At 27.9% G+C, this 21,264-nt stretch carries 20 protein-coding genes and 1 tRNA gene; 13 read left to right on the top strand and 8 right to left on the bottom strand.

Annotated elements, in window-relative coordinates:
- Positions 1-126: 126 nt before the first annotated feature.
- From HLG78_RS03440 to HLG78_RS03430, 3 genes are read left to right on the top strand one after another with little or no spacing between them, the layout of a single operon-like run.
- Positions 127-2,043: a hypothetical protein gene (locus HLG78_RS03440; protein WP_231176221.1), complete on the top strand. Its 1,917-nt coding sequence runs from the start codon at positions 127-129 to the stop codon at positions 2,041-2,043.
- Positions 2,044-2,047: 4 nt separating this feature from the next.
- A complete protein-coding gene (locus tag HLG78_RS03435) occupies positions 2,048-2,620 on the top strand; it encodes a hypothetical protein (protein ID WP_231176220.1) in 573 nt (190 codons plus the stop codon).
- 1 nt (position 2,621) lies between these two features.
- Complete coding sequence (locus tag HLG78_RS03430; protein WP_231176219.1) at positions 2,622-3,485, top strand: prepilin peptidase; 864 nt, start codon at positions 2,622-2,624, stop codon at positions 3,483-3,485.
- 22 nt (positions 3,486-3,507) lie between these two features.
- On the opposite strand, the gene HLG78_RS03425 is transcribed toward HLG78_RS03430, so the two are convergent.
- Positions 3,508-4,629, bottom strand: a complete 1,122-nt coding sequence (locus HLG78_RS03425; RefSeq protein ID WP_231176218.1) for an SAM-dependent methyltransferase — start codon at positions 4,627-4,629, stop codon at positions 3,508-3,510.
- Positions 4,630-4,829: 200 nt separating this feature from the next.
- Between HLG78_RS03425 and HLG78_RS03420 the strand changes: the two genes are divergently transcribed.
- Together HLG78_RS03420 and HLG78_RS03415 are read left to right on the top strand one after the other, a co-directional pair.
- Positions 4,830-5,030 carry a hypothetical protein gene (locus tag HLG78_RS03420; RefSeq protein WP_231176217.1) on the top strand — a complete coding sequence of 67 codons (201 nt, stop codon included), beginning with the start codon at positions 4,830-4,832 and terminating at the stop codon, positions 5,028-5,030.
- A gap of 10 nt (positions 5,031-5,040) precedes the next feature.
- The gene (locus HLG78_RS03415) at positions 5,041-6,453 is read left to right on the top strand and encodes a M17 family metallopeptidase (RefSeq protein WP_231176216.1); all 1,413 of its coding nucleotides are present in this window, start codon (positions 5,041-5,043) and stop codon (positions 6,451-6,453) included.
- A 258-nt stretch (positions 6,454-6,711) separates the two neighbouring features.
- Here the strand turns inward: HLG78_RS03415 and HLG78_RS03410 are convergent, their stop codons facing one another.
- From HLG78_RS03410 to tsaE, 3 genes are read right to left on the bottom strand one after another with little or no spacing between them, the layout of a single operon-like run.
- Positions 6,712-7,695 carry an SPL family radical SAM protein gene (locus HLG78_RS03410; protein ID WP_231176215.1) on the bottom strand — a complete coding sequence of 328 codons (984 nt, stop codon included), beginning with the start codon at positions 7,693-7,695 and terminating at the stop codon, positions 6,712-6,714.
- Positions 7,696-7,703: 8 nt separating this feature from the next.
- Entirely contained in the window at positions 7,704-8,414 is a 711-nt protein-coding gene (locus HLG78_RS03405) for a hypothetical protein (protein WP_231176214.1), read from the bottom strand.
- A gap of 34 nt (positions 8,415-8,448) precedes the next feature.
- Positions 8,449-8,835: a tRNA (adenosine(37)-N6)-threonylcarbamoyltransferase complex ATPase subunit type 1 TsaE gene (tsaE, locus tag HLG78_RS03400; RefSeq protein WP_231176213.1), complete on the bottom strand. Its 387-nt coding sequence runs from the start codon at positions 8,833-8,835 to the stop codon at positions 8,449-8,451.
- A gap of 244 nt (positions 8,836-9,079) precedes the next feature.
- Here tsaE and HLG78_RS03395 point away from each other — a divergent pair.
- The 4 genes from HLG78_RS03395 (at position 9,080) to HLG78_RS03380 (ending at position 11,731) form a co-directional block, all read left to right on the top strand.
- Positions 9,080-9,151 (top strand) — tRNA-Arg (locus HLG78_RS03395).
- A 41-nt stretch (positions 9,152-9,192) separates the two neighbouring features.
- Positions 9,193-9,453, top strand: a complete 261-nt coding sequence (rpsO, locus tag HLG78_RS03390; RefSeq protein WP_231176212.1) for a 30S ribosomal protein S15 — start codon at positions 9,193-9,195, stop codon at positions 9,451-9,453.
- 91 nt (positions 9,454-9,544) lie between these two features.
- Positions 9,545-10,726, top strand: a complete 1,182-nt coding sequence (locus HLG78_RS03385) for a 30S ribosomal protein S1 (protein ID WP_231176211.1) — start codon at positions 9,545-9,547, stop codon at positions 10,724-10,726.
- A 123-nt stretch (positions 10,727-10,849) separates the two neighbouring features.
- A complete protein-coding gene (locus HLG78_RS03380) occupies positions 10,850-11,731 on the top strand; it encodes a hypothetical protein (protein WP_231176210.1) in 882 nt (293 codons plus the stop codon).
- Here the strand turns inward: HLG78_RS03380 and HLG78_RS03375 are convergent.
- The 4 genes from HLG78_RS03375 to HLG78_RS03360 form a co-directional block, all read right to left on the bottom strand.
- Positions 11,728-13,917: an FtsK/SpoIIIE family DNA translocase gene (locus tag HLG78_RS03375; RefSeq protein WP_231176209.1), complete on the bottom strand. Its 2,190-nt coding sequence runs from the start codon at positions 13,915-13,917 to the stop codon at positions 11,728-11,730. The two genes, HLG78_RS03380 and HLG78_RS03375, sit on opposite strands and share 4 nt — an antisense overlap.
- An 85-nt stretch (positions 13,918-14,002) precedes the next feature.
- Entirely contained in the window at positions 14,003-14,569 is a 567-nt protein-coding gene (rsmG, locus tag HLG78_RS03370) for a 16S rRNA (guanine(527)-N(7))-methyltransferase RsmG (RefSeq protein WP_231176208.1), read from the bottom strand.
- Between the two features lie 11 nt (positions 14,570-14,580).
- The gene (locus HLG78_RS03365; protein ID WP_231176207.1) at positions 14,581-15,324 is read right to left on the bottom strand and encodes a 50S ribosomal protein L11 methyltransferase; all 744 of its coding nucleotides are present in this window, start codon (positions 15,322-15,324) and stop codon (positions 14,581-14,583) included.
- A gap of 28 nt (positions 15,325-15,352) precedes the next feature.
- Positions 15,353-15,772, bottom strand: a complete 420-nt coding sequence (locus tag HLG78_RS03360) for a hypothetical protein (protein WP_231176206.1) — start codon at positions 15,770-15,772, stop codon at positions 15,353-15,355.
- A 128-nt stretch (positions 15,773-15,900) separates the two neighbouring features.
- Between HLG78_RS03360 and HLG78_RS03355 the strand changes: the two genes are divergently transcribed.
- From HLG78_RS03355 to HLG78_RS03340, 4 genes are all read left to right on the top strand, one after another.
- A complete protein-coding gene (locus HLG78_RS03355) occupies positions 15,901-17,802 on the top strand; it encodes a DNA gyrase/topoisomerase IV subunit B (RefSeq protein ID WP_231176205.1) in 1,902 nt (633 codons plus the stop codon).
- Between the two features lie 35 nt (positions 17,803-17,837).
- A complete protein-coding gene (locus HLG78_RS03350; protein ID WP_231176204.1) occupies positions 17,838-19,616 on the top strand; it encodes a M3 family oligoendopeptidase in 1,779 nt (592 codons plus the stop codon).
- A 75-nt stretch (positions 19,617-19,691) separates the two neighbouring features.
- Positions 19,692-19,883, top strand: a complete 192-nt coding sequence (locus tag HLG78_RS03345) for a hypothetical protein (protein WP_231176203.1) — start codon at positions 19,692-19,694, stop codon at positions 19,881-19,883.
- Between the two features lie 103 nt (positions 19,884-19,986).
- Entirely contained in the window at positions 19,987-21,108 is a 1,122-nt protein-coding gene (locus HLG78_RS03340; protein WP_231176202.1) for an acyl-homoserine-lactone synthase, read from the top strand.
- The last annotated feature ends 156 nt before the right edge of the window (positions 21,109-21,264 follow it).

Here is a 21,264-nt window from a genome sequence, read left to right as displayed (position 1 = left end):
TTTTGTATAATAATGAAATTGATCAGTTAATTCAACTTTAAAATAATTTGTATTTTCAAAATTTGCAATTTTTCCAATTGCTAATATAATTATTTAAAGATAATTTCACTAAATAAAAACAAAAAAATGGAACAATTATCTCAAAATAGAGAAACTTTTGATCAACATTTTAACAAAACTCCATCAGTACAGAAGAATTTTCCTTCTCAGATTTTGCAGTTGTTGAGTGATAAACCTGGAATTTCTAAGCTTGAACAAACAATAAGAAAAAAAGAAGCAGAACACATAGAAGATGCTCATCCTATTCTTCGTGTTTTGAGATTGCAGGAAAATTCAAATGTTTTTTGAATAACTTTTAAGTGAATAAAAGAAGCAAACGATCAGGTTGGTCACAAAATAGTAGATGAGTTTTTGGGTGTTGTGAAATGAATTATTTTGGATAATTTTAAGCAATACTTTCCAAAAGAAAGGGTAGTAAAGCAAGATTATAAATCAATCATATTTAATGTAAGGAATCTTTGATGAGAAGAAATTTTTCAGAAAATATTGTGAGGTGATGTTTCTTCAATACTAAAAAAAGCTATTGAAAGCAACAAACTAAAAGAAAAAATACAATTTCATATCTATAAAAGACTGATCAGGCAAGCATACATAGAATGAGAACTTGAAATTGATTCAAAGGAAGATGTAGAAGAATTTTTGGAGTATAGTATTAATAGTTTGGAAGATATTGAGAAAAAAATGGGTATTGATTTGTCAAAATTTGATATATCAGAGGATTTCAATCAGATAATAAATGTTTTGGAAGATATAGATATATGAGTTGGTACAACGAATATCAATTCTCCAAATCTTGTAGAAAAAATGCATGCACTAAGACAAACTGAAATAGCTTCTAAAAATGCATGATGAAGTCTTTTGGAGTATTCTAATGATTTGATTTATAATAATATTGAGAAGTCTTTGATTATAGAATCTGAAATATTGCAAGAATATAGTTGAAAATGTTTCTTTGTGTGAGAAAATAAATTTCCGGTTTTGATAGGTGATAGTATAAATCCTGCTTTATTAAGGTTTGTAAGAAAAGGTGAACCAATAAATGATAGTTATCTTTTTGATATGGTTAGTTCATATATGGAATGATTGAATCTATCTTTGGATTTTATTTTCCCATGATCAGAAGAGCCTATAGACGAGATAAGAAAAGCAAAATCTTATATGCATATGATTAATAAATATATAGCTTGAAATGTATCTACTTTACCTGAATTTTTGACTCATAAAAATTATAAATGAACACTTACAAAACAAGCTTTTATGCAAAAAATAAACTGAAAAAAATGATTATCTGTTTTTGTAGATATTAAAGACATGGGGATTTCAAATATTTTGAATTTTAGAAAGCTTGCCGAACAGTTCTATAATGATTGAAATGAGGATCATTTATTGAAAGCTTGATTTGAAGTGACAAAGAGATTTTTTTATCTTTTTGAGGAGTTGGAAAAAAAATTTAAAGAAATGTGAGTTGATATAGATATAAGTTTGTGAGGGGACGAATTGTATGTTTTCGTAGAATGACAAGATTATGATATTTCAAATGATCAGATATTGTGAATAATTAAAGAAACTATTTCAAGAAAGTGATTTGAATGAAGAATAGTACATGAGAAAGTAAATCAATGAACTGAAGATGCTTTTGATAGACTAAACTCATTGTCTTGTTGACTAAAAAAAATAGAAAAAATTATAGACAATATTTATTGAAAAAATAAATCAGACTGACAAAATAAAACATTTGTTTTAAATTATGAGGCAGGATATTTTTCAAATTTGGATATTGTTTCTTGAAAAATTGATATTGATATATCTTATCTGATAGATATTATATGACAGTATTTGGAATCAAATATCAAACTGTTTGAAGATTTTTTGATGGATGATAGTCAAACAAGTTTTGGTGTACCTTATTCTAAACAGCCTGATCACATTAATATAAATATTTTGAAAACTTCACACTGACTTACTTTAGAATATAATACTTAAATTTATGAATTGAATAAATCAAATGAATAATTGATATGAAAATGAAAATAACAATTTTTGATGACTTGAGGCTGACATCAAAATGGTTTTGGAAAAAAAATCGATTGATGATATCATAGAAATAATACTAGAAACTCCTGAAAATACTGATATATATCTAAATTATTTCTTTTTTGTGAATTTATATCTAAGTAGGCAGTTTTATTGATATGTATGAAATTTTTTGTTGGATAATTGAGAACTGGATATAGAAAAAGTTGATGAATTCAAGAATTGTGTATTTGCTTTGTTTGAAAATACTGATCAGTGGGTGATAAATATTTCCAAGCTTGCTGATAACAAGGACGAAATGCAAAAATTTTTGTTGGAGAAATCTATAGCTTCTGCTTGAAATCCTGAAAAATTTTGATTAAGTGTTTTTGATTCAGGAAGTTTGAAAATTTCTGAATTTATGGATGCTATGTGATATGATATGGATATGAAAGAAAAACAAGAAGCTATTTTAAGTTTTCAAACTTTTTTAAGGGAGCAAGTAGATAAATATTGAGCAGATTTAATAAGAATATTAAAATCATAAAATGGAGTTTTTGATATTGTTTTTTGTTTTTATACTGGGAGCAAGTTTTGGGAGTTTTTGAAGTGTGCTTATCCGAAGACTTAGATGAGGTCTGAGTTGGGACAATTTTAGTTCAATAATTTTTGGAAGATCCGAATGTCCACAGTGCAGAAACAAGCTTGATGCATTACAACTTTTCCCTTTTCTTTGATGGATTTTTCAAAGGTGAAAATGTAAATACTGCAAAAACTCTATACCTATATTTTACCTTTTTTTGGAGTTTTTTGCTGGTCTAATTTTTGTTTTTTCTTTTTTGTTGGCAGGTTTTTTTGTATGAGGATTTGATCTGGTAAATACTCAATTTTGGGGTTATTTTGTTTTTTTGGCTATGATAAATTGGATTTTGCTTTTGATGATTTTTGAAGATTTGCTTTTTTATCATATTAATGTTTTTTTGTGGCTTTTTGTGGTGTTGTGGGCAGTTTTGTGGCAGTTTTTTTGATTTGTGGGAGATTATTTTATGGCTTTTTGGTGATGAATAATATTTTTCTTGGTTTTTTATGGAGTTTACTGGTTTGGTAGGTTTTATGTGAAATATAGGTTTGGTCTTGATGGGGTAGAATGATTTTGAGAATGAGATGTTATGGTGGCTTTTTTGGTGGGTATACTTAGCTTTATGGTTTTGAATGAGTTTTCGGTTTTGGGTATGATAGAGTTTGCTTTTTATTATCTTATTGTTTCTTGTTTGTTTGGTCTTATTTTTTATCTTTGAAGATGAGTATTTTTGTCCTTCAAACAATGACAAAGTATTCCATTCCTTCCTGCAATGATAGTTGCTTTCTGGGTGATGGTTTTGCTGGGTTATGATTTTTTATTCTTTATATAATTCTTGTGAAATAAAGAGCGCATTACTTTGTGTATAAATCAAGATAGTCATATTTTTTGCATAAATCCCAGGCTCTAGAGTAGTTTTTTCAAAGTTTTTTAAGTATCTTTGAATAATGAAAATATATATTGGCATCTTTGTCTCTATATTTGATGACTTTTTCAAGGTTTTTTTGTGCTTTTTCAAGTTTATTTTCAAAAATTAGATTATAAGTTGATTTAAGATTTTTGTACAAAAAATCATCTTTGTGGTCATAGAAAAAATCTTTTGTATAGTTGCTGTTAGTTATTATTGATTTTGAAAATTTGGGATTTTCAAACTGTTTTCTTGTGAAGTTTATTTTTTGTTGTTTTAGCCAAATTTCAATAAGCTCAAAATTTACTTTATTAAAAAAATTTTCTCAATAGTTTAGTAGTTCAAAATGGTGTGAACTTCATGAGTCTGCTACATAAACAAATTTTTCCTTTTCTGTATCAAAAACTTTTGCTAAAAAATCAAGGAATGTGGTATTGATAACTGTTTCATTGGTAGTTTTGTTGTCTAGAAATTTATCAATAATGTGAGAATATGAGGGTTTGTCAATTTTCTGATAGTTTTCTTTCAAGATAGGTGATTTGGGAAGTATTGTTTTTTCGTAATAAATATTGTTTTGTTTTTTAATACATTGAAAAGGAATATTGCAAACTACATAATTCATTAAAAATATGTCTATATCCAAAGGGGGAGTGTCTTTTGAAATATCAAAGGGTTTTGTTTGTAAAACTCATTTTTTCATAAAATATTGAATATGATTGTTTTTTTGGATGTTGTCTAGTATTGTTTGTGAATAATCTGTAATTGTGTAATTTATTTTGTTGAATATTTGAGGATCTAACTGTTCTATTCTGTACAAAAAATTAATAGCAAAAAGTCAGCTACCAGCTCAAACTTCAAGAATATTTATGTTTTTTTGGGTATTTAGTTGAGAGTTGTTGATTATATCAATTATATTTTGTACAAGCTTGTATGTATAATAACTATTGTTGGTAAAATCAAAAGGTATGTGTCATTTTTTCCAAGCATTTATTCAGTTTTTTTCAAAAAACTTCTTTTGATTTTCTCGAATTTTAGATTTTGGGATAGGTTTGTATTTTTCAAAAAACATTTTGATTTTATATTGTAGTAACAAATTTTATTATTTTGGATTTTATTAAAAAGGATTAAAAATTCAATACAAAAAATATTTGACTTTGTGGTTGAATTGTATATAAGAAAAAAAGGTTTATTTGGGTAGATAGGATAAATAATGTTGAATTTAAATTAATTTTTTGTAATAATTGGTTGATTTATAATATAAATATTATTATGGAAACTGAACAATATGACTTGCCAGTAAGTAACTATCCATGTGAAAATATGTTGGTTTTTGATTCTGCAAGAAATTCTAGTAGTACAAAAAATTTGCCATCTTCTTTAAAGGTAGAAGAATCCAAGTTGAGAGTTTTGCAGGTTTTGTGTGAAACATGTCCTTATAGAGAAAGTGGATGTTCTATTTTAGATGAATAAACTCATTATTATGAATATAAACTTAACTTCTTCTTGAAAAGCTAAAAACAAGGTGTATTTTGTGGCAAAAAATCAAAAAACTTTTGATTCAGAACAACTAAAAAAGTTTTGTTCTTTAATAAAGTTGTCTTGAGAAGATAAGTTTAAAGTTGATAGGTTTGTTGACTCAAACACAAATATACAGATTGTTGTAAAATATAGTTCAGAAAAAGTACTTACAGAAAATATGGAGGATATAGTTGCTAATATATGAGATATTGTTAAAACTTCCGATAAAAAACTTCATATAGATCTAGATAAGTTGAATATTTCTGATTTTCAAAAGCAGGTTTTTGCAGAATTGCTTGCAATAAAAATGTATGATTTTAATCAGTTAAAGTCAAAAAAAGTTAATACAAACTATTGAATATATTTGAAGTGTAATTCTATAGATTCCAATTATTTCAGCAAAATAGTAGAATCTACAGATTTGTGTAGGGATCTTGTAAATTTGCCAACAAATTATGTAAATCCAGAGCAGTTTGAAAGCAAAATACAAAATCAATTTGCATGATTAGAAAACATAAAAATTAATGTTCTTGATAAGCAGACTCTAAAAAAGCTATGAATGTGATGAATTTATGAAGTAGGTAAAGGTGCTCAATCACATCCAAGACTGGTTTTGATAGAATACAAGCCACTAAACAAAGAAAGTTTTGACTATGCGATGGTAGGTAAGTGAGTATGTTTTGATACTGGATGATACAATCTAAAACCAACTTGAGCAATTGAAGACATGAGGTTGGATATGTGATGAGCTGCTACAGTGGTTTCTGTCTTGAATTATCTTGCATGATTTTGAGAACAAAAAAATATTCTTGTTGCTGTGCCATTGGTAGAAAACAATATTGATGCAGACGCATACAAGCCATGAGATGTGATTACTATGTACAACTGAACTACTGTAGAAATTTCAAATACAGATGCTGAATGAAGACTGATTTTGGCAGATGCTATTTCTTATATACAAGAAAAATATCAAATTGATAAACTATTTGATGTGGCTACACTTACTTGAGCTCAGGTAGTTGCTTTGTGAAACAAGATAGCAGCCCTTATTGGAAACAACTCAAAACTAAATAATAAAATTCAAAAGTTTTCACGACAGGTGAAGGATAGATGCTGGGAGTTGCCTTATTATACACCATACTTTCAACAGTACAAGTCATTTTCAGCTGATATGAAAAATGTGAATCCAAATAGAATGTCTCCTGGTACTATTACTGCAGGATTGTTTATTTCTCAATTTGTAAAAAATAAAAATTGGGTGCATTTTGATATAGCAGGCCCAGTATGATTGATGTCTTGACCAGATCCTATATGGTGAGAGTGAGCAAGTTGATTTTTGGTGAGGATGCTTAGTAAATATATTCAAAACAATTAATTTCTAATTGATTTATTTCATTTTTTAATTATACTTTACATCCTTTTTCAAACTTCAAAAAGAGGTGTGTATGAAAGAAAAGAAGCTAAGGTACTATCAGGACAGGGAGTATCGTCATAAGGAAATTCATAGGTTCAAACTCATTGGGTGTCTTCTTTCCCCTGTTTGGATGTATTTTATGTTCAACCTTGTTGTGCAGGTGTTCTGATGGCTTCCATTTTGACTTATCCCCCAGGTTTATCCTGGGGTTTTTGTTGTTTAAAAATAATCCATACACACAAAATTTTTGTTTTTAATGTGTTTTCATAAATGGTAATAAAAAATTTCATATAAGTTTTTTCTAAAGTTTTTATCTATCCTAACAAAATATTTATCTTTTTCCTCGAGCTTGTACAATATATCCAGGTTTGGTTGTTTTTTGAGCATTTTATTGTATTCTTTTTTGGTAAACATTAATCATCAAATATTTATAGTATTTAGTTTGTCTATGTTTATGTTGTCTTTTATGTGCTTTATAAGATTTATGTATTCTTCTTCAGCATTGTTTGTTGGTAATAAAGGAAGAAATCTTAATCATACTTTAAATCATTTATCAACAAGATAGTTTATGTTTTCTATCCTTTTTTCTAAAGATGCTGTTCATTTCTCGTACCTTTCTATTACTTGGGGTGTATTTATAGAATAGGCAATTTCTGTATTTTGTGGTATAAATCATAAATCCAACAAAGATGAGATGTCTGCAGACTTGGTTCTTATTTCAAGCATAGTATTTTTAAAATCTTCAAAAAACGGTATAAATTCCTTGTTGAAATCTGAAATAAAATCAAATCATTGTGTGTCAGAATAATCTCAGCTAAAAAACCATTTTGTTTCGCTTGAATTTATTTGTTCAATCTTTTTAGAGACTTGTTGTTTTATATCTTCATAATTCAAAAAAAGTATAGGATAGTTGTTTTTAAACAATCCTTGTAGATAACAATAATCACAAGAAAAAAAACAGTTGAGGCTTGTTTTGATGAAGAAAGAATGTTTGTTTGGTCAGTATTTATCTGGTGTTTTGAGGACTGCGCTTCATTCTAAATTTGCCAGTATTATTTTTTTTTCTGTAGGATTTGGGTGGATTGTTTTATCTAATATGTTTTTGTGACTGTCTATATGTAAAATACTAGCATTTGGAAATTTGTTTATGATGTTTTTTACTTGTTTATAATGTTTGATTTTGTTTTCTATATAAATTATCATTTAAGTTTTTATTTGGTAAAATCTATCTCATCAAGATGATATTTGGGATTGAAATCTTTTTGATTTAAAACTTCTCGTTTTTTAATTTTATGCTTTAAAATCTGGTATTGTTGAAAAGATAAATTCAACTCTTGTTTTAGATGTGATCGGTCTTTTTCTTTGGGGATTTTTTGTATGTATTTTTGTGAGTGTTGTATTAGTTTGTTTATATCTATTTTTTTTCAGATACTATCTGCAGCTTCTTCAAAATCTATATTTGATATATCCTTTCATATTTCATCATAAGGAACTTTTAGTATTATTCTAGGAATATTGTACTTGCTACATACAAATTCAATACCAAAAGACTCCATATCAACAAAGTTTTCTGAAAAATTTTTTTGTTTACATATATTTTCACTACATGCTATACTTTCAATTTTTTCATATTTAAAGAAGATTGGTACAATTAGCTCTTTATTGGTGTGGATGTTTTTGATTCTTCATACTTGAATAGCTGGTGGTTTTTCATTGCTTCGTCAGCATATTCCAATGTTTATTACAAAATCAATTTTATTTTTTTCTAAGAAAGATGTGAAGTTTTGTATTGTTTGATAATTTCCTATTCCAGATGCTAGATAAAAAATTTTGTTTTTTTGGGGATGTGAGATGTTTTTGATCTGTTTTTTGACAGATTTCAGTTCTTTATTGCTAGCACATACAATTAAAATGTTGCTCATGGGTTTTTTGGTAAGATAGCTTAAAGCTTTGTTTTTAGTATATTAATTCTCTTTTTTCATTTTCCAGTTTTCTGATATCAATACTTAAAAATTCATTGTCTTGATAGTATTCTTGGAATTTTGGCCATTCTATACATATCCACTTGTATTCTTCAATTTTCTCAAGTATTCATTTTTGAATCATATCTTCTGGGGTTTCAAGCCTGTACATATCAATATGTAATAATGTTTCTTCATACTCATGCATATAAGAGTATGTAGGACTTTGTATTTTTGATTCATCGATTTTTAGGAAATTAGCTACTCATTTAACAAATTGAGTTTTTCCCGCTCATAATTGTCAGTTTAGTAATATTTTTGATTTTTTTTGTATTATTTGATGGGCTTTTTCTTTCATTTCATTAGGTGAGTTGATTATCATTTTTAGGTTTTGATTGGTAAATTTGTTGGTTATTATAAATTTTGTTTTTGAATTTTCAAAGCTTTTTCTTTGTGAACTTAAATATTAAGCTTTATAATTAAAATCATAAGTAGCTGATTGAACTTTTAATTAATAAAAGTTTTGTTTTCAATAAAGAAAACTCTATTTTTGAATTTGTCTGTTAAAAGAAGATAATTTATTGTTGAATTTTTGCAAAAAATCTTTATAAGGGTATGATAGATGTGCCTTCGTAGTTCAACGGATAGAACGTCCCCCTCCTAAGGGGAAGATGCGGGTTCGATTCCTGCCGAAGGCAGATTTGATTGGGTTCAATATTTATTTTATATAACAAAATCTATGTCAAAAATATCTACAGATCTTGTAAAACCTTTTCAAAGGCATGAGAAAGATAATGGTTCTCCAGAAGTGCAAATATGAATACTTACTGAAGAAATATGAACTTTACAAGAACATTTGAAAAAGCATCCTCAAGATGTTGATGCTAAAAGAAGTTTGTTGAAAAAAGTAGCAAGAAGAAGAAAATATCTTAGGTATCTAAAGGAAAATGATATTGAAAGATATACTCTTGTAGCAAATAAGCTAAAATTAAAAGTATAATTTTTAGTTGTGCTTTTGAATAACCATTATTTAGACTTTTGAAAAGGCGGCAATTTATTTAATTTATTTATTTAATTAATTTTATATCATAATGGATTTACAAAATTTTTTGAACTGAGTTCAAAATGAGACTGTAACAGTCCCAAAAATTAAAGAGTGAAAAAAAACAAAGGGTACTGTAATCAAAAAAATTGAAAAATGAGTTTTAGTTAGTTGTCAGGATGATACATTCACTTGACTTATACTTCCTAAAGAAGCAAAAGACTTGGAAAGAAATGGAGTTGATCTTTCTCCAGGTACGGAGCTTGAAGCAGAAATTATAAATCTTGATACTATGGATGATGAGTGATATTTTGTGATATCAATATCAAAATTAATACAGTATGATGTTTGGAATTCAATCTTGGAAAAAACAAAAAAAGATGAAACAATTACTGTTGTTCCGTCAGAAGCAAATCTTTGAGGTTTGTTGGTAGATATGCACTGAATAAAATGATTTATTCCTTTATCTCAACTTGCTCCAGTAAATTATCCAAGAGTAGAAGATGGTGATCAAGAAAAAATCTTTGAGCAGTTGTTGGATTTGATGGGTAAAGAATTCCAGGTAAGAATTATAAATATTGATGAGGATTGAAAAAGGCTTATCTTATCAGAAAGAGAAGCATTAAGAGAAGAAAAAGATAAAATAATGCAAGATCTTGATATTTGAAAAGAGTATGAATGAACAATATCAGGGGTATCAAGTTATTGATTATTTGTTACTATATGAGGTTGAATAGAATGATTGGTGCATGTTTCTGAAATAACATACTGACACGTTGATAATATTGAAAGATTTGGTAATATAGGAGATAAAGTAAATGTAAAAGTGATTTGATATGAAGACTGAAAAATATCATTATCAATGAAAAAACTAAAAGGTGATCCATGGAAAATTATACCTCAAAAATTCCAAATATGAGATATTGTTGAAGGTGAAGTAATAAGATTTGTACCTTATGGTGTTTTTATTAGAGTGTATGATGATATAAACTGATTGATACACCTAAGTGAAATAACATGAAAAGCAGTTTCAAATCCTGCTGAAATTGTGAAACCATGACAAAAAGTAAAAGCAAAAATTATACTAATGGATCCAGATAAAAGAAAAATGTGACTTAGTATGAAAGCATTAGAAGAAGAAAAAGAATGAAAATCAAGATCTTCTAAATCAACCTCAGCAAAAGAACAAAAGTCTGAAAAAGTTGTAGTTAAAAAGAAGAAAGATCAGTAATACAAAAAAATATTAAAGAAAAATCTGGGTAGTTTAAGTACCCAGATTTTTTTTAATTGAAAACTATTTTTAAATCAATATCATTTGGTATGTCAATATATAAATATATAAACAAAAAATATAATGATAAAATACATTAAAAAAAAACTTTGAATTTCAGATAAAAAATATGTTAGAAAGCAAGTTGACTTGTATGTTTTGGAGTTGCTTGAAGAAGAATTTTTAAATCAAAACTTAGATTATGTAAATATAAATAAAAAAATAAATAAAAAGTTTATAAAAAGCTTATGAGTAAGTATAGCATATGTTAGAAAAAGAGTATTTTATCATATATGAGTTGGGAACATAGATCTAAAAAATCAAGATTTTAACAATCCAAGAAGTTTTAGAAAAAAATTAAAAGAAAATGGAATTCCATTATTAAAAATGATTAAAAAAACTAAAAACTGATTTAGTATAGATAGATCTTTGTATTACAAATACTTTCTTGAAGTTAAAATCACAAGAGATTGATTAAAACAAATTTCAAGATATAGAGAAAAATTGAACAGAAGATTTCTAAGTTTTGACCTTAAAAGACTAAAAGAAATATATGAATATTTTTTTTACACCAAAAAATTGGCAACAGGTTTGGGGGCTTTAATTGTGGTTGTTTTTTCTGTTATGTGGTCTCTTAGTATAGAAGATACAAGAAATTATATGGCCTCGGTTTTATCTCCTAAAAATGATTTTCCATTATCTAGTCAACAAGATAAGTACTTTTCTCCTGTAAATATTCAAAAAGAAAATCAAATATATGATGTTTTCACTAAATGAGTATTTGAAAATTATGATGTGTTCTGACTAATGCCAGATAATATAAGACAAATAAGGTATAGAAGAATTTCAGAAAATATTGCTTTATACCAAGTAGAGACAATAGAATGAAAAGAATTTTACTTTAACATAAAATATGAGTGATGAGTTTACTATGTTTCAGATATTACAAAAAGATTTGAAAATTAAACATAAATTTCTCTAGGTTTTGCTCAATCAGCTGGTCATACAACTCATCTTTCTTCAAGAATATCCATTATTTTGGCAGCTCTTGCAAATCAAATTCATAACTTTCTTTGAAGCATAGTGGCAGATGCTTTTTTGGTTTCACTTATTATTTGTATTGCTTGCTCTACTAACTCATCATCATCTCATCCTCCTCATCATGTCACAGTTTCTGCTTTTGATTCCAAAATATTTATTATTTCTGGGTGATATATTTGACTTTCTTCTATTCATGTCATATATTTTTCTTTTATTTTGGATACAACTTCTTCTGTTTCATCTGTATCTACAAATGGTGCCTGTATTCTTACTGGAAATTTAGTATTTGGGTCCATATATAGCATGTCTCATTTACCTACCAGATCTTCTGCTCATTTGCTATCAAGTATTGTTCTACTATCTACTAATGAAACCACACCAAATGCAATTCTTGTTGGTATGTTTGCTTTAATTACTCAAGTAATAACATTTACAGATGGTCTTTGTGTAGCCAGTATCAAATGAATTCATACAGCTCTTGCCATTTGGGCAATTCTTGCTATATAGTTTTCTGTATCTTTTTTACTTCAGCTCATCATAAGATCTGCAAGCTCATCTATTATTATAATAAGGCGATACATTTTGTCTTCTTTATTGACTTTTTTGTTGTACTGATCTATATTTCTAACTTTTTGTTTTTTAAGTTTTTGATATCTTTCGTTCATGAAATCCACAGCCCATTTAAGTACTTTTACAGCTTTTTCAGGTTCTGTAATTATAGGAGACAGCAAATAAGGGATTCATTCATATATTCCCAATTCTACTTGTTTTGGATCTACCATTATAAACTTAAGATCTGAGGGTGTGTTTTGATAAATCAAAGATAGAATAAAATCGTTTATTCAAACTGATTTACCACTACCTGTTGCTCAAGCTACAAGTAAATGAGGCATTTTATCTAAGGGTGTTATAACTTTGTTTCAGTCTATTCATTTTCATAATGTTAGGTTTGTTTGTGATTTTCATATATTCTTCCCAAAATTATTTGATCAAAGTATTTCACTAAGGCTAACCATTTGTGGCTTTGGATTTGGTATTTCTACTCATACAAATTCTGTCCCTGGTATTGGAGCTATTACTCTTAATGACTTTGTTTTTAATGCTAATGATAAGTCTTTTTTTAGGTTTTCAATTCTTGCTATTTTGATTCAGGCTTGGGGTTTGATTTTGATTTGTATTACAGTGGGTCATATATTATATCATTCTATACTTACAGGTATTCCAAATTCATCTAGTTTTGCTTTGATAGCTTCAGCTTTTTCTATAAGATAACTATCGTCTATTTCATAGTCAGAAGAATCTTGAGGAGGTTGTAAAATTCAGGTGTCAAAACTAGGAAGGTCTTGAGGAAATTTGATTTGTTTTATTTGTTCTTGTTTTTCGTGAGTTTTTTCATCTATTTTTTTGTTGAATTTTTCTTTTATTAGAGATTTGACAGTATCATCAGTTTGTGGTTTTTCTGTGGAGGGCTGATTATTATTTGTATTTGATTGGTTTCAACTTGTTCAAGGTATATAATCAAAAAGAGTTTTTGTTTTCTCTTTGTTGTCTTTAGAATCATTTTTATTTTGTGATTGAGATTTTTTACTGGTTGGCTGTTCTTGTACAACGAATTTTAGACTCCACAAAGAGAATTTAATATTTAATGAGTATAATATCCATATTATGATTCACAAAAATGCAATAATAAAAGCTAGTTTAATAGCTTCTTCTTGTCATCCCAAAAGAAAATTTGCTCAAAGAACTGTTGTATATCAAATCCATCATCCTAAATCTTCAGGACTGTGATTGGAGTCTTCTATTAGTGGGAAGCTAAATATTCCTGTTGTAGCTAGGATAAGAAAGAAAAATTTTTTGAATATTCAAGTCTTGAGAATTTTCTCGTTTATAAGTATATAGGTTCACAAAATAAAAAGTACTGCAAAAAATATGTATGATCATAACTCTCAGAATACAAAATAAGAAGGAATTGATATTATACTAAAAAGTGGGGATCATTCAGCCATAAATCTAGCAAAAAAAAACGTTGCTCATATCCCCAAAAAAGAAAATCATATTTGGTATTTATTCAAGGTTATTTTTTTTGTTTTCTTTCTTCTTTTTCTAGCCACTTTATTGCTGTTAGGATTTTAAAGCTTGTCTTTCTTTATAATTATTTTATAGTTATTTTCAATATTTAAATTTTAGTTGCTTTTTTTAACATTTTTTGAGTATATATATGACTCTGTTTATATCATTCTCAAAAAGACTATAATTATGTTGTTTGTGAATTTTTAAATTTAGTTTTTTGCTGCTTTTTTTGATAATTTCCAGTTCTTCTTCGTCGAATTGTTTATAAAGAATTATATAGCCTTGTTTTTTGGTAAGATGTGTAATTTGTTGCAATAGTTTGTCCGCATACCCAACAGCTCTTGCTGTTATATAATCAAAATTTTGTTTTTCTTGTTCTGCTCTTCCTCGTTTGCAGTAAACATTTTGTATGCCCAGTTTTTCAATAATTTCATTGACTGCTTCAATTTTTTTTCTTTTGGAATCAAGTCATACAAAATTGCATTTTGGGTTGCTTATAGCCATTGGTATAAGTGGAAAGCCTCATCAAGTTCATACATCTATAATACTAGAACCAGGCTTGAAAGTTAGTATTTTGTTGATTTCAAGGCTATCTTGTATATGTTTTATACGAACTCATTCTTCATCTTTTATTGCAGACAAGTTGATTTGACTGTTTTTTTCTAGAAAGGTTTTTATTAACTTTTCCCACATTTTTGGTTTTATTAAATTAAATTGAACATACTACTTTCTTCGTTTTTACTTAGGGGTAATATATTGAAATATGACATACATTCTCATGAATTAAGATATATATCTTTGTACATATAACTAGTTCAGTCAATAAATACTTTTTTATGTCAGTTTGAATCTATCTGGTAGGGTGGGCTTAAATTGTATGAATTAAAAAGTTTGGTAAATAAAAGTTCATAAGCTGGAGTATAAAAATTTAACTTGAATCATTCAGGTATTATTTTGAATGTATTTCAAAATTGATTTTGAAAATTTTTAATAATATGTGGGAAGTCTTCATTTTTAAAGTTTGTTTTTATGGTTTCACTTATTAGTATGTCTATTTTTTCTTTTAACTCTATGTTGTTTGCATCTTTGTTATAAAATTCTACTTTTTTTCAAAGATCAAAAAATTCAACTATTTTTTTTGATAAATTTAATGAATAAGGATTTTCTTCTATAAATATCACTTTTTTGGCTCCAAGGTGTAATGCCATAATTCATAGTATTCAGGTGCCAGATCAGGCGTCTACTATTGTTATGTCTTTTTTGTTTGTATCTTTTATTGCTTTTTGTATTGCTTTAAAAAAATATCTATTTCTGATGGTGTCTTCTGCGCAAAATACTGCATCAGAAGTTGGTAATTTGTGTTGGTTGTCTTTTTGCTTATAAAAATCAATATTTTGATTTTTTAAAATTTCTTGAATTTGTTGATTTACTTTGTCAAAAAGGTTCATTTAAGTTGTCTACATATTTATTAAAAAATTATCAAAAACTTCTATATATTTCTAGAAAATTCATTCATTCTTTTGTAATGGCTTTAGGGTTTTTATGCATGACTTCTGACAGGTATGTGATTATTTTTCATCCTATTTTGATTCATTCATACATAAGTCCTTGAAGTTCTTCACTGTCTTTTTTTGTAAGTTTAACTCATTCAGAATTTATTTTTTCCTGCATATCAAAGTAACAATTCAATGCTGATTCTAATCTACAAATTTCTTTGTAAAATTTTATAGCTTCAGCATCGTTTTGGATTTCTGATAAACTCAAAAGCTTTGTTTGTGCTGGTATGGGTTGGCTTCATATACTTATAAGCTGGGATTTTGTTTCTTCAAGAATCCTTTTGGTGGCGCTATCTTTGATTTTTTTGATTGCATTTTCTAAGTTTTCTGTATTTATCATATTGGCTTTTATTTTTAAAATCCGAGTTTGTTATAAAAATATATTTATATATTTCAACAAAAAGTTGAAAAACTTGTATAAATCAGTATAAAGTAATGTATTAGTTTTAACACTCAAATAAAATAAATATGACACAAGAATACGATGCATCGCAAATTAAAGTTTTGGAGTGATTGGAGCCTGTTAGGCAAAGGCCTTGAATGTACATTTGAAGTACTGATACAAAATGACTTCATCATATGGTTCAAGAAATTGTAGATAATGCTGTAGACGAGGCGTTGGGTTGATATTGTTTTAATATAACAGTTGTGTTGCACAATACCGGCTATGTTACTGTGTATGATGATGGTAGATGAATACCAGTAGATAAACATGAAAAGACTTGAAAATCTGCTTTGGAAACTATTCTTACTGTCTTGCATGCAGGTTGAAAATTTGAAAAGTCAGCCTATAAAGTTTCATGATGACTTCATTGAGTTGGTAGTTCTGTTGTGAATGCACTTTCAGAAGAAATGATAGCGCAGGTGCAAAAAAATGGTAAGATATATCAGCAAACTTATAAAATGTGAGTTCCCCAGACTGATATAGAAGCTATTTGAGAGTCGGATAAGACCGGAACAATAATAAGTTTCAAGCCAGACTCCAAAATATTTGAAACTGTAGAATTTTCTTTTCATACTGTGATGAGTAGGCTTAAGCAGTCTGCATATTTGACTCCTTGAGTTTGTTTTACTATAGTAGATGAAAGAGTAGATCAAAGACAAAGGTTTTATTTTGAGTGATGAATAAAAACTTGGCTAAAAAATATTGTATGAGAGCAAAAAACTTTGAGTACACAATATTGTCTTCAGCAAGAGTGAGAAGATGTTTTTGCAGATATTTCTTTTCAATATGTGGATAGTACCAATGATAATATTATGTCGTTTGTAAATAATGTTCATACTGTAGATTGAGGAGCTCATGTTAATTGATTTAAGAATGCATTATTGAAAATAATTAATGAGACGGCTCAGTCAAAATCTTTGATTGATAAGAAAATAGGTGAATATCAGATGTCTGATATTACAGATTGATTGTATGCTATTATAAGTATAAAAATTCCAGAGCCCCAATTTGAATGACAAACAAAATCTAAGCTTTGAAATAGTTATGTAAGAAAAGAAGTAGAAAAAATTACTTATGAATATCTAAAAGAATACTTCAAAGAAAATGAAGAAGAGTTCAAAAGAATTGTAGAAAAAATTCAACTAAGTGCTAAAGCTAGAATTGCAGCTAAAATGGCCAAGGAAACAGTTCTTAGAAAAAATGCTATTTCTTGAGGTGTTTTGCCTGGTAAACTTGCAGATTGTAGTATCAAAAAAGCAGAATGAACAGAACTTTATATAGTAGAGGGTAATTCTGCAGGTGGTAGTGCTAAGCAATGAAGAGATAGTAGTTTTCAAGCTATTTTGCCTTTGAAAGGTAAAATATTAAATACAGAAAGTGCAGCTATGCAAAGAATACTTCAAAACAATGAAATTAAATCTATGATAATAGCACTTTGAGCAGGAATCAAAGAAAATTTTGATGCTTCTAATCTAAGATATGAAAAAATTATAATAATGACAGATGCTGATGTGGATGGTGCACATATTAGAACTTTGCTTTTGACATTTTTTTATAGATATATGAAACCATTGGTAGAAAATGGTCATTTGTATATAGCTGTTCCACCATTGTTCAAACTTAAACAATGAAAAAGAGAAGATTATATTTATCCTCCAAATGATGATTTAACTCAGGCTATAAGTGATTTTAATTACAATCCTGATAGTGTGCAAATAAGTAGGTATAAATGACTTTGAGAAATGAATCCAGAGCAGCTTTGGGAAACTACAATGGATCCTGCTAATAGAAAAACTATGCAAGTAAGTGTAGAGGATGCACAAGAGGCAGATAGACTCTTTAGGGTGTTGATGTGAGAAGATGTAAGCATGAGGAAAAATTTTATACTAACTCATGCAAAAGATGTGAAAGAGTTGGATGTATAATTTTATGATAGAATTTTAAAAATAAATAACTGTTTATGATAAACTATAAAACAAACCGAGATTTATCAAAATTTTATAAATCTTTGGATGATCCTCAAATAGAAGAAGACAAAAAGCAAATACAAAAACTAGTTGATGATATAGTAAAAAACTATAAATGAAAAATTAAAACTTTTACAGAAGATGATTTCTTGAACTTTTTTCAAAAGAAAAGTAAAATTTCTTATACTGCAGGGAAGATATGAAGATTCCTTAATTTCAAATCTTCTCTTGATACTCAAAATCAGGAAGTGCTAAAAAAACTTTGAGAGTTTGAAGACTTTATGACAAATGAATCCAATAAACTACTTTTTGTGTCTCAAGAAATAAAACAAATAGGTTATGATAAACTTATTGAATTTTCTAAATCCCCAAAATTAAAAGATTATTCAAACTGGTTTGTGCAATCAGCTAATGGTATCAAATATCTTTTGTGAGAAAAAGAGGAGTATGTGATAAATATGAAAGATACTGCTACTAGTAATGTTTTGGATAATCTTCGTGAAGAACTGACTTGAAGTTTTGTTTTCAGGATGAATATAGAATGAAATATCAAAAACCTATCTGAAGATGAAGTAAGATCTCTAAGGTCTGACACAAATCCAGAAACTAGAAAAAAAGCTTTTGATGCTATCAGAAAAAAATATCTTGATAAAAAAGTTCAAATAACACTTGGGAATATGTATTCAAGTATTGTTAAAAACTGGGTAACAGAAGTGAAAATTAGAAACTACAACACAGTGATGGAACCTCAAAATGTATCAGAAGAATTGGATAATCAAGTAGTGGATACTTTGCTTGAAGAAGTTGAAAACTCTTATCCTCTTTATCAAAAATACTTATGATTGAAAGCAAAACTTTTGTGAAAAAATAAGCTGGAATACTATGATATATTAGCTCCTGTTTCATCAGAAGAAAGAAAAATGCCTTTCGAAGAATGATTGGATTTATTTTTGAAATCTATGAAAAATTTTGATTCTCAGTTTTATGATTTTGCTGTAGATATGTTTGAGGATGGTAGAGTAGATGTCTTCCCCAAAAAATGAAAAAGATGATGAGCTTTTGCAAGTTATTCCAAAGATTTTGATAGTTTCGTTCTTTTGAATTATTCATCAAAACTAAATGATGTATCTACTATATCTCATGAAATCTGACATGCTATTCATGGATACTTTTCTCAAAACCAAGCTTTACAAGTTTTTGATACTTGATTGAGCTTGGCAGAAACTGCTTCTGTTTTCAATGAACTTGTTTTTACAGACTATCTGAAGCAAACTCTATCAAAAAAAGAAAAAATATCTTTACTGGTAGATATGATAGAGGATGCTTTTGCTACTACTTTTAGACAAATACAATATATCCTCTTTGAAAGGAGAGTTCATCAAAGTTTTTATGAATGAAAACACCTAACATACAAAGACTTCAACAATATATGGAGAGAAGAGCAAGAAAAACTAGTAGGGGATAAGATAAGTTTTGATGTACCAGCAGATAAAGAAACATGATGGTCTGGTATTCCTCATATTTTTGCGGTACCTTTTTATTGTTATTCTTATGCTTTTGGTAATATACTAAGCTTTTCATTGTATCAAAAATATAAAAAAGATGGAGAAAGTTTTATACCAAAATATAAAGACATACTTAGAGCAGGATGAAGCAAAACTCCTTATGATTTGCTTATTCAAAATTGAATAGATATTTCTTCAAAAAACTTTTTCAAAGACTGAATAGCTGTGATAGAAGATATGGTAGATGATTTGGAAAGTTTAGTTTAATCAATTAGTTTGATGTTATAGGCTTTGATACTTGTGGGTATAGGTACATTGTGTTATGAACTTAGTAATGTGAAAATGAAAAAAATCAAAGATGAACTTAGTGATTATCAAAAAGCTTTGGTTCTTTGAGTTTTTATTTTTTTTATATTTTTTCTGATTTTTTGGGTTACCTGAAATTGGCAGTATGAGTTGAGTTTTTTGAGTTTCTGAGTTGCTGTAGCATCTATATATGTACTTGTTGTTTTTAAGCTAAAATTAAAAAAATAAAAAGATATTGATTTTTAAGAAAACTTTTATATAATACCTTTAATATATAAAAAATATTGACAATATTAGGTGTAGTGTGTTGTTTTTAATAATAAAAATTAAAATGGTAAGACAGCAACCTCAGACTCGTTCAAATAATTTAGATTCAGAAGTATTGGATGGTTTGGATCCTTCTGCATCAAAATCAGAAGGTGTAAGTGCTAGTTTTGCAAGACAGCTTGTAGATAGTTTTTTAGACAATTATTTCTCAAAACCCTCAGATGCTCCTACAGATGTAGATTACTTAAATCGGGAGATTGCTCAAGAAATTATAGGTGATCCAGATGATTATCAGAACAATCGTTGAGCAAATATGCCTCAAACTTTTGCTGTAACCAAAGAACAGAGAAGAAAAACAATGTTTTATGTTGATAAGTTTCGAGTTCCTTGAAGACGACTTGATAATGTTTTACTATTTCGGCACGAAGATACATTACATGCACTTAATGATATAGAGGTTAAAGAATTTGTAGAAACTCATAGAATTATGTATAATATACCAGATAGTTTAAAAGAAGAGGTGTTTAAATTAAGATACAAAGTCTATTGCGAACAAAGAGGCTGGGAGCCTCCAAATAGTGCAAAAAAAGACAGGGATTACTATGATGACCTTGATTGTACCCATCATGTATCTTTGCAAAATACAGAAACAGAGGGTGTTGTCTGAACATCAAGGATTATAGTTAAAACACAAGAAAATCCTGTGCAGCTACCTGTAGAAAAAATTTTTAATGTGGATTTATTGGAAGAAAATGCTGGTGAGCCTGTATGTGAAATATCTAGATTATGCAAACATCCAAACGCAACCAGTAGCCTAATCCTTCCGACTTTGGCTTTTATTAGTTTACACAAAGTTATGTGTATTGAAAACATACCAAATGCTTATATGATTATGGAGCCTAGACTTGCCAAGCTACTTCAAAGGTGAGCATGAATAAATTGTCAAAAAATATCACGTACTATAAATTACAAATGACCTAGAGCTTTATATAGAATACCTGCACAAATTGCTAAAGATGCAGTAGAAAAAAATAAAAGAGTAAAACATTTAATTTTTCATTATGGTAGACAAATTGATACAGTAGCTAGTGCAGTTGCTATAGAAAGGTTACAAATGCCAGCAATTGTTCCAGATGATTCAAAATCCAAGATGGTAAAATATGATTGAAATAATCTTATAAAATAGTTTATTGAAAAGTAAAATATATTTTCTTTAATAAACTTGTTGCTTCTTTTAGTTTTAAAAATCATAACTAAACTTTATATGTTTTGTATATTTTTTAATTTCTTGTTGAAAATTAACTAAAATGACAATATATATAAACATATTTAAAATTTTAAT

Source organism: Candidatus Absconditicoccus praedator (genome assembly GCF_021057185.1).
Classification (GTDB): domain Bacteria; phylum Patescibacteriota; class Gracilibacteria; order Absconditabacterales; family Absconditicoccaceae; genus Absconditicoccus; species Absconditicoccus praedator.
This window is presented reverse-complemented; position numbering and strand designations above follow the sequence as displayed.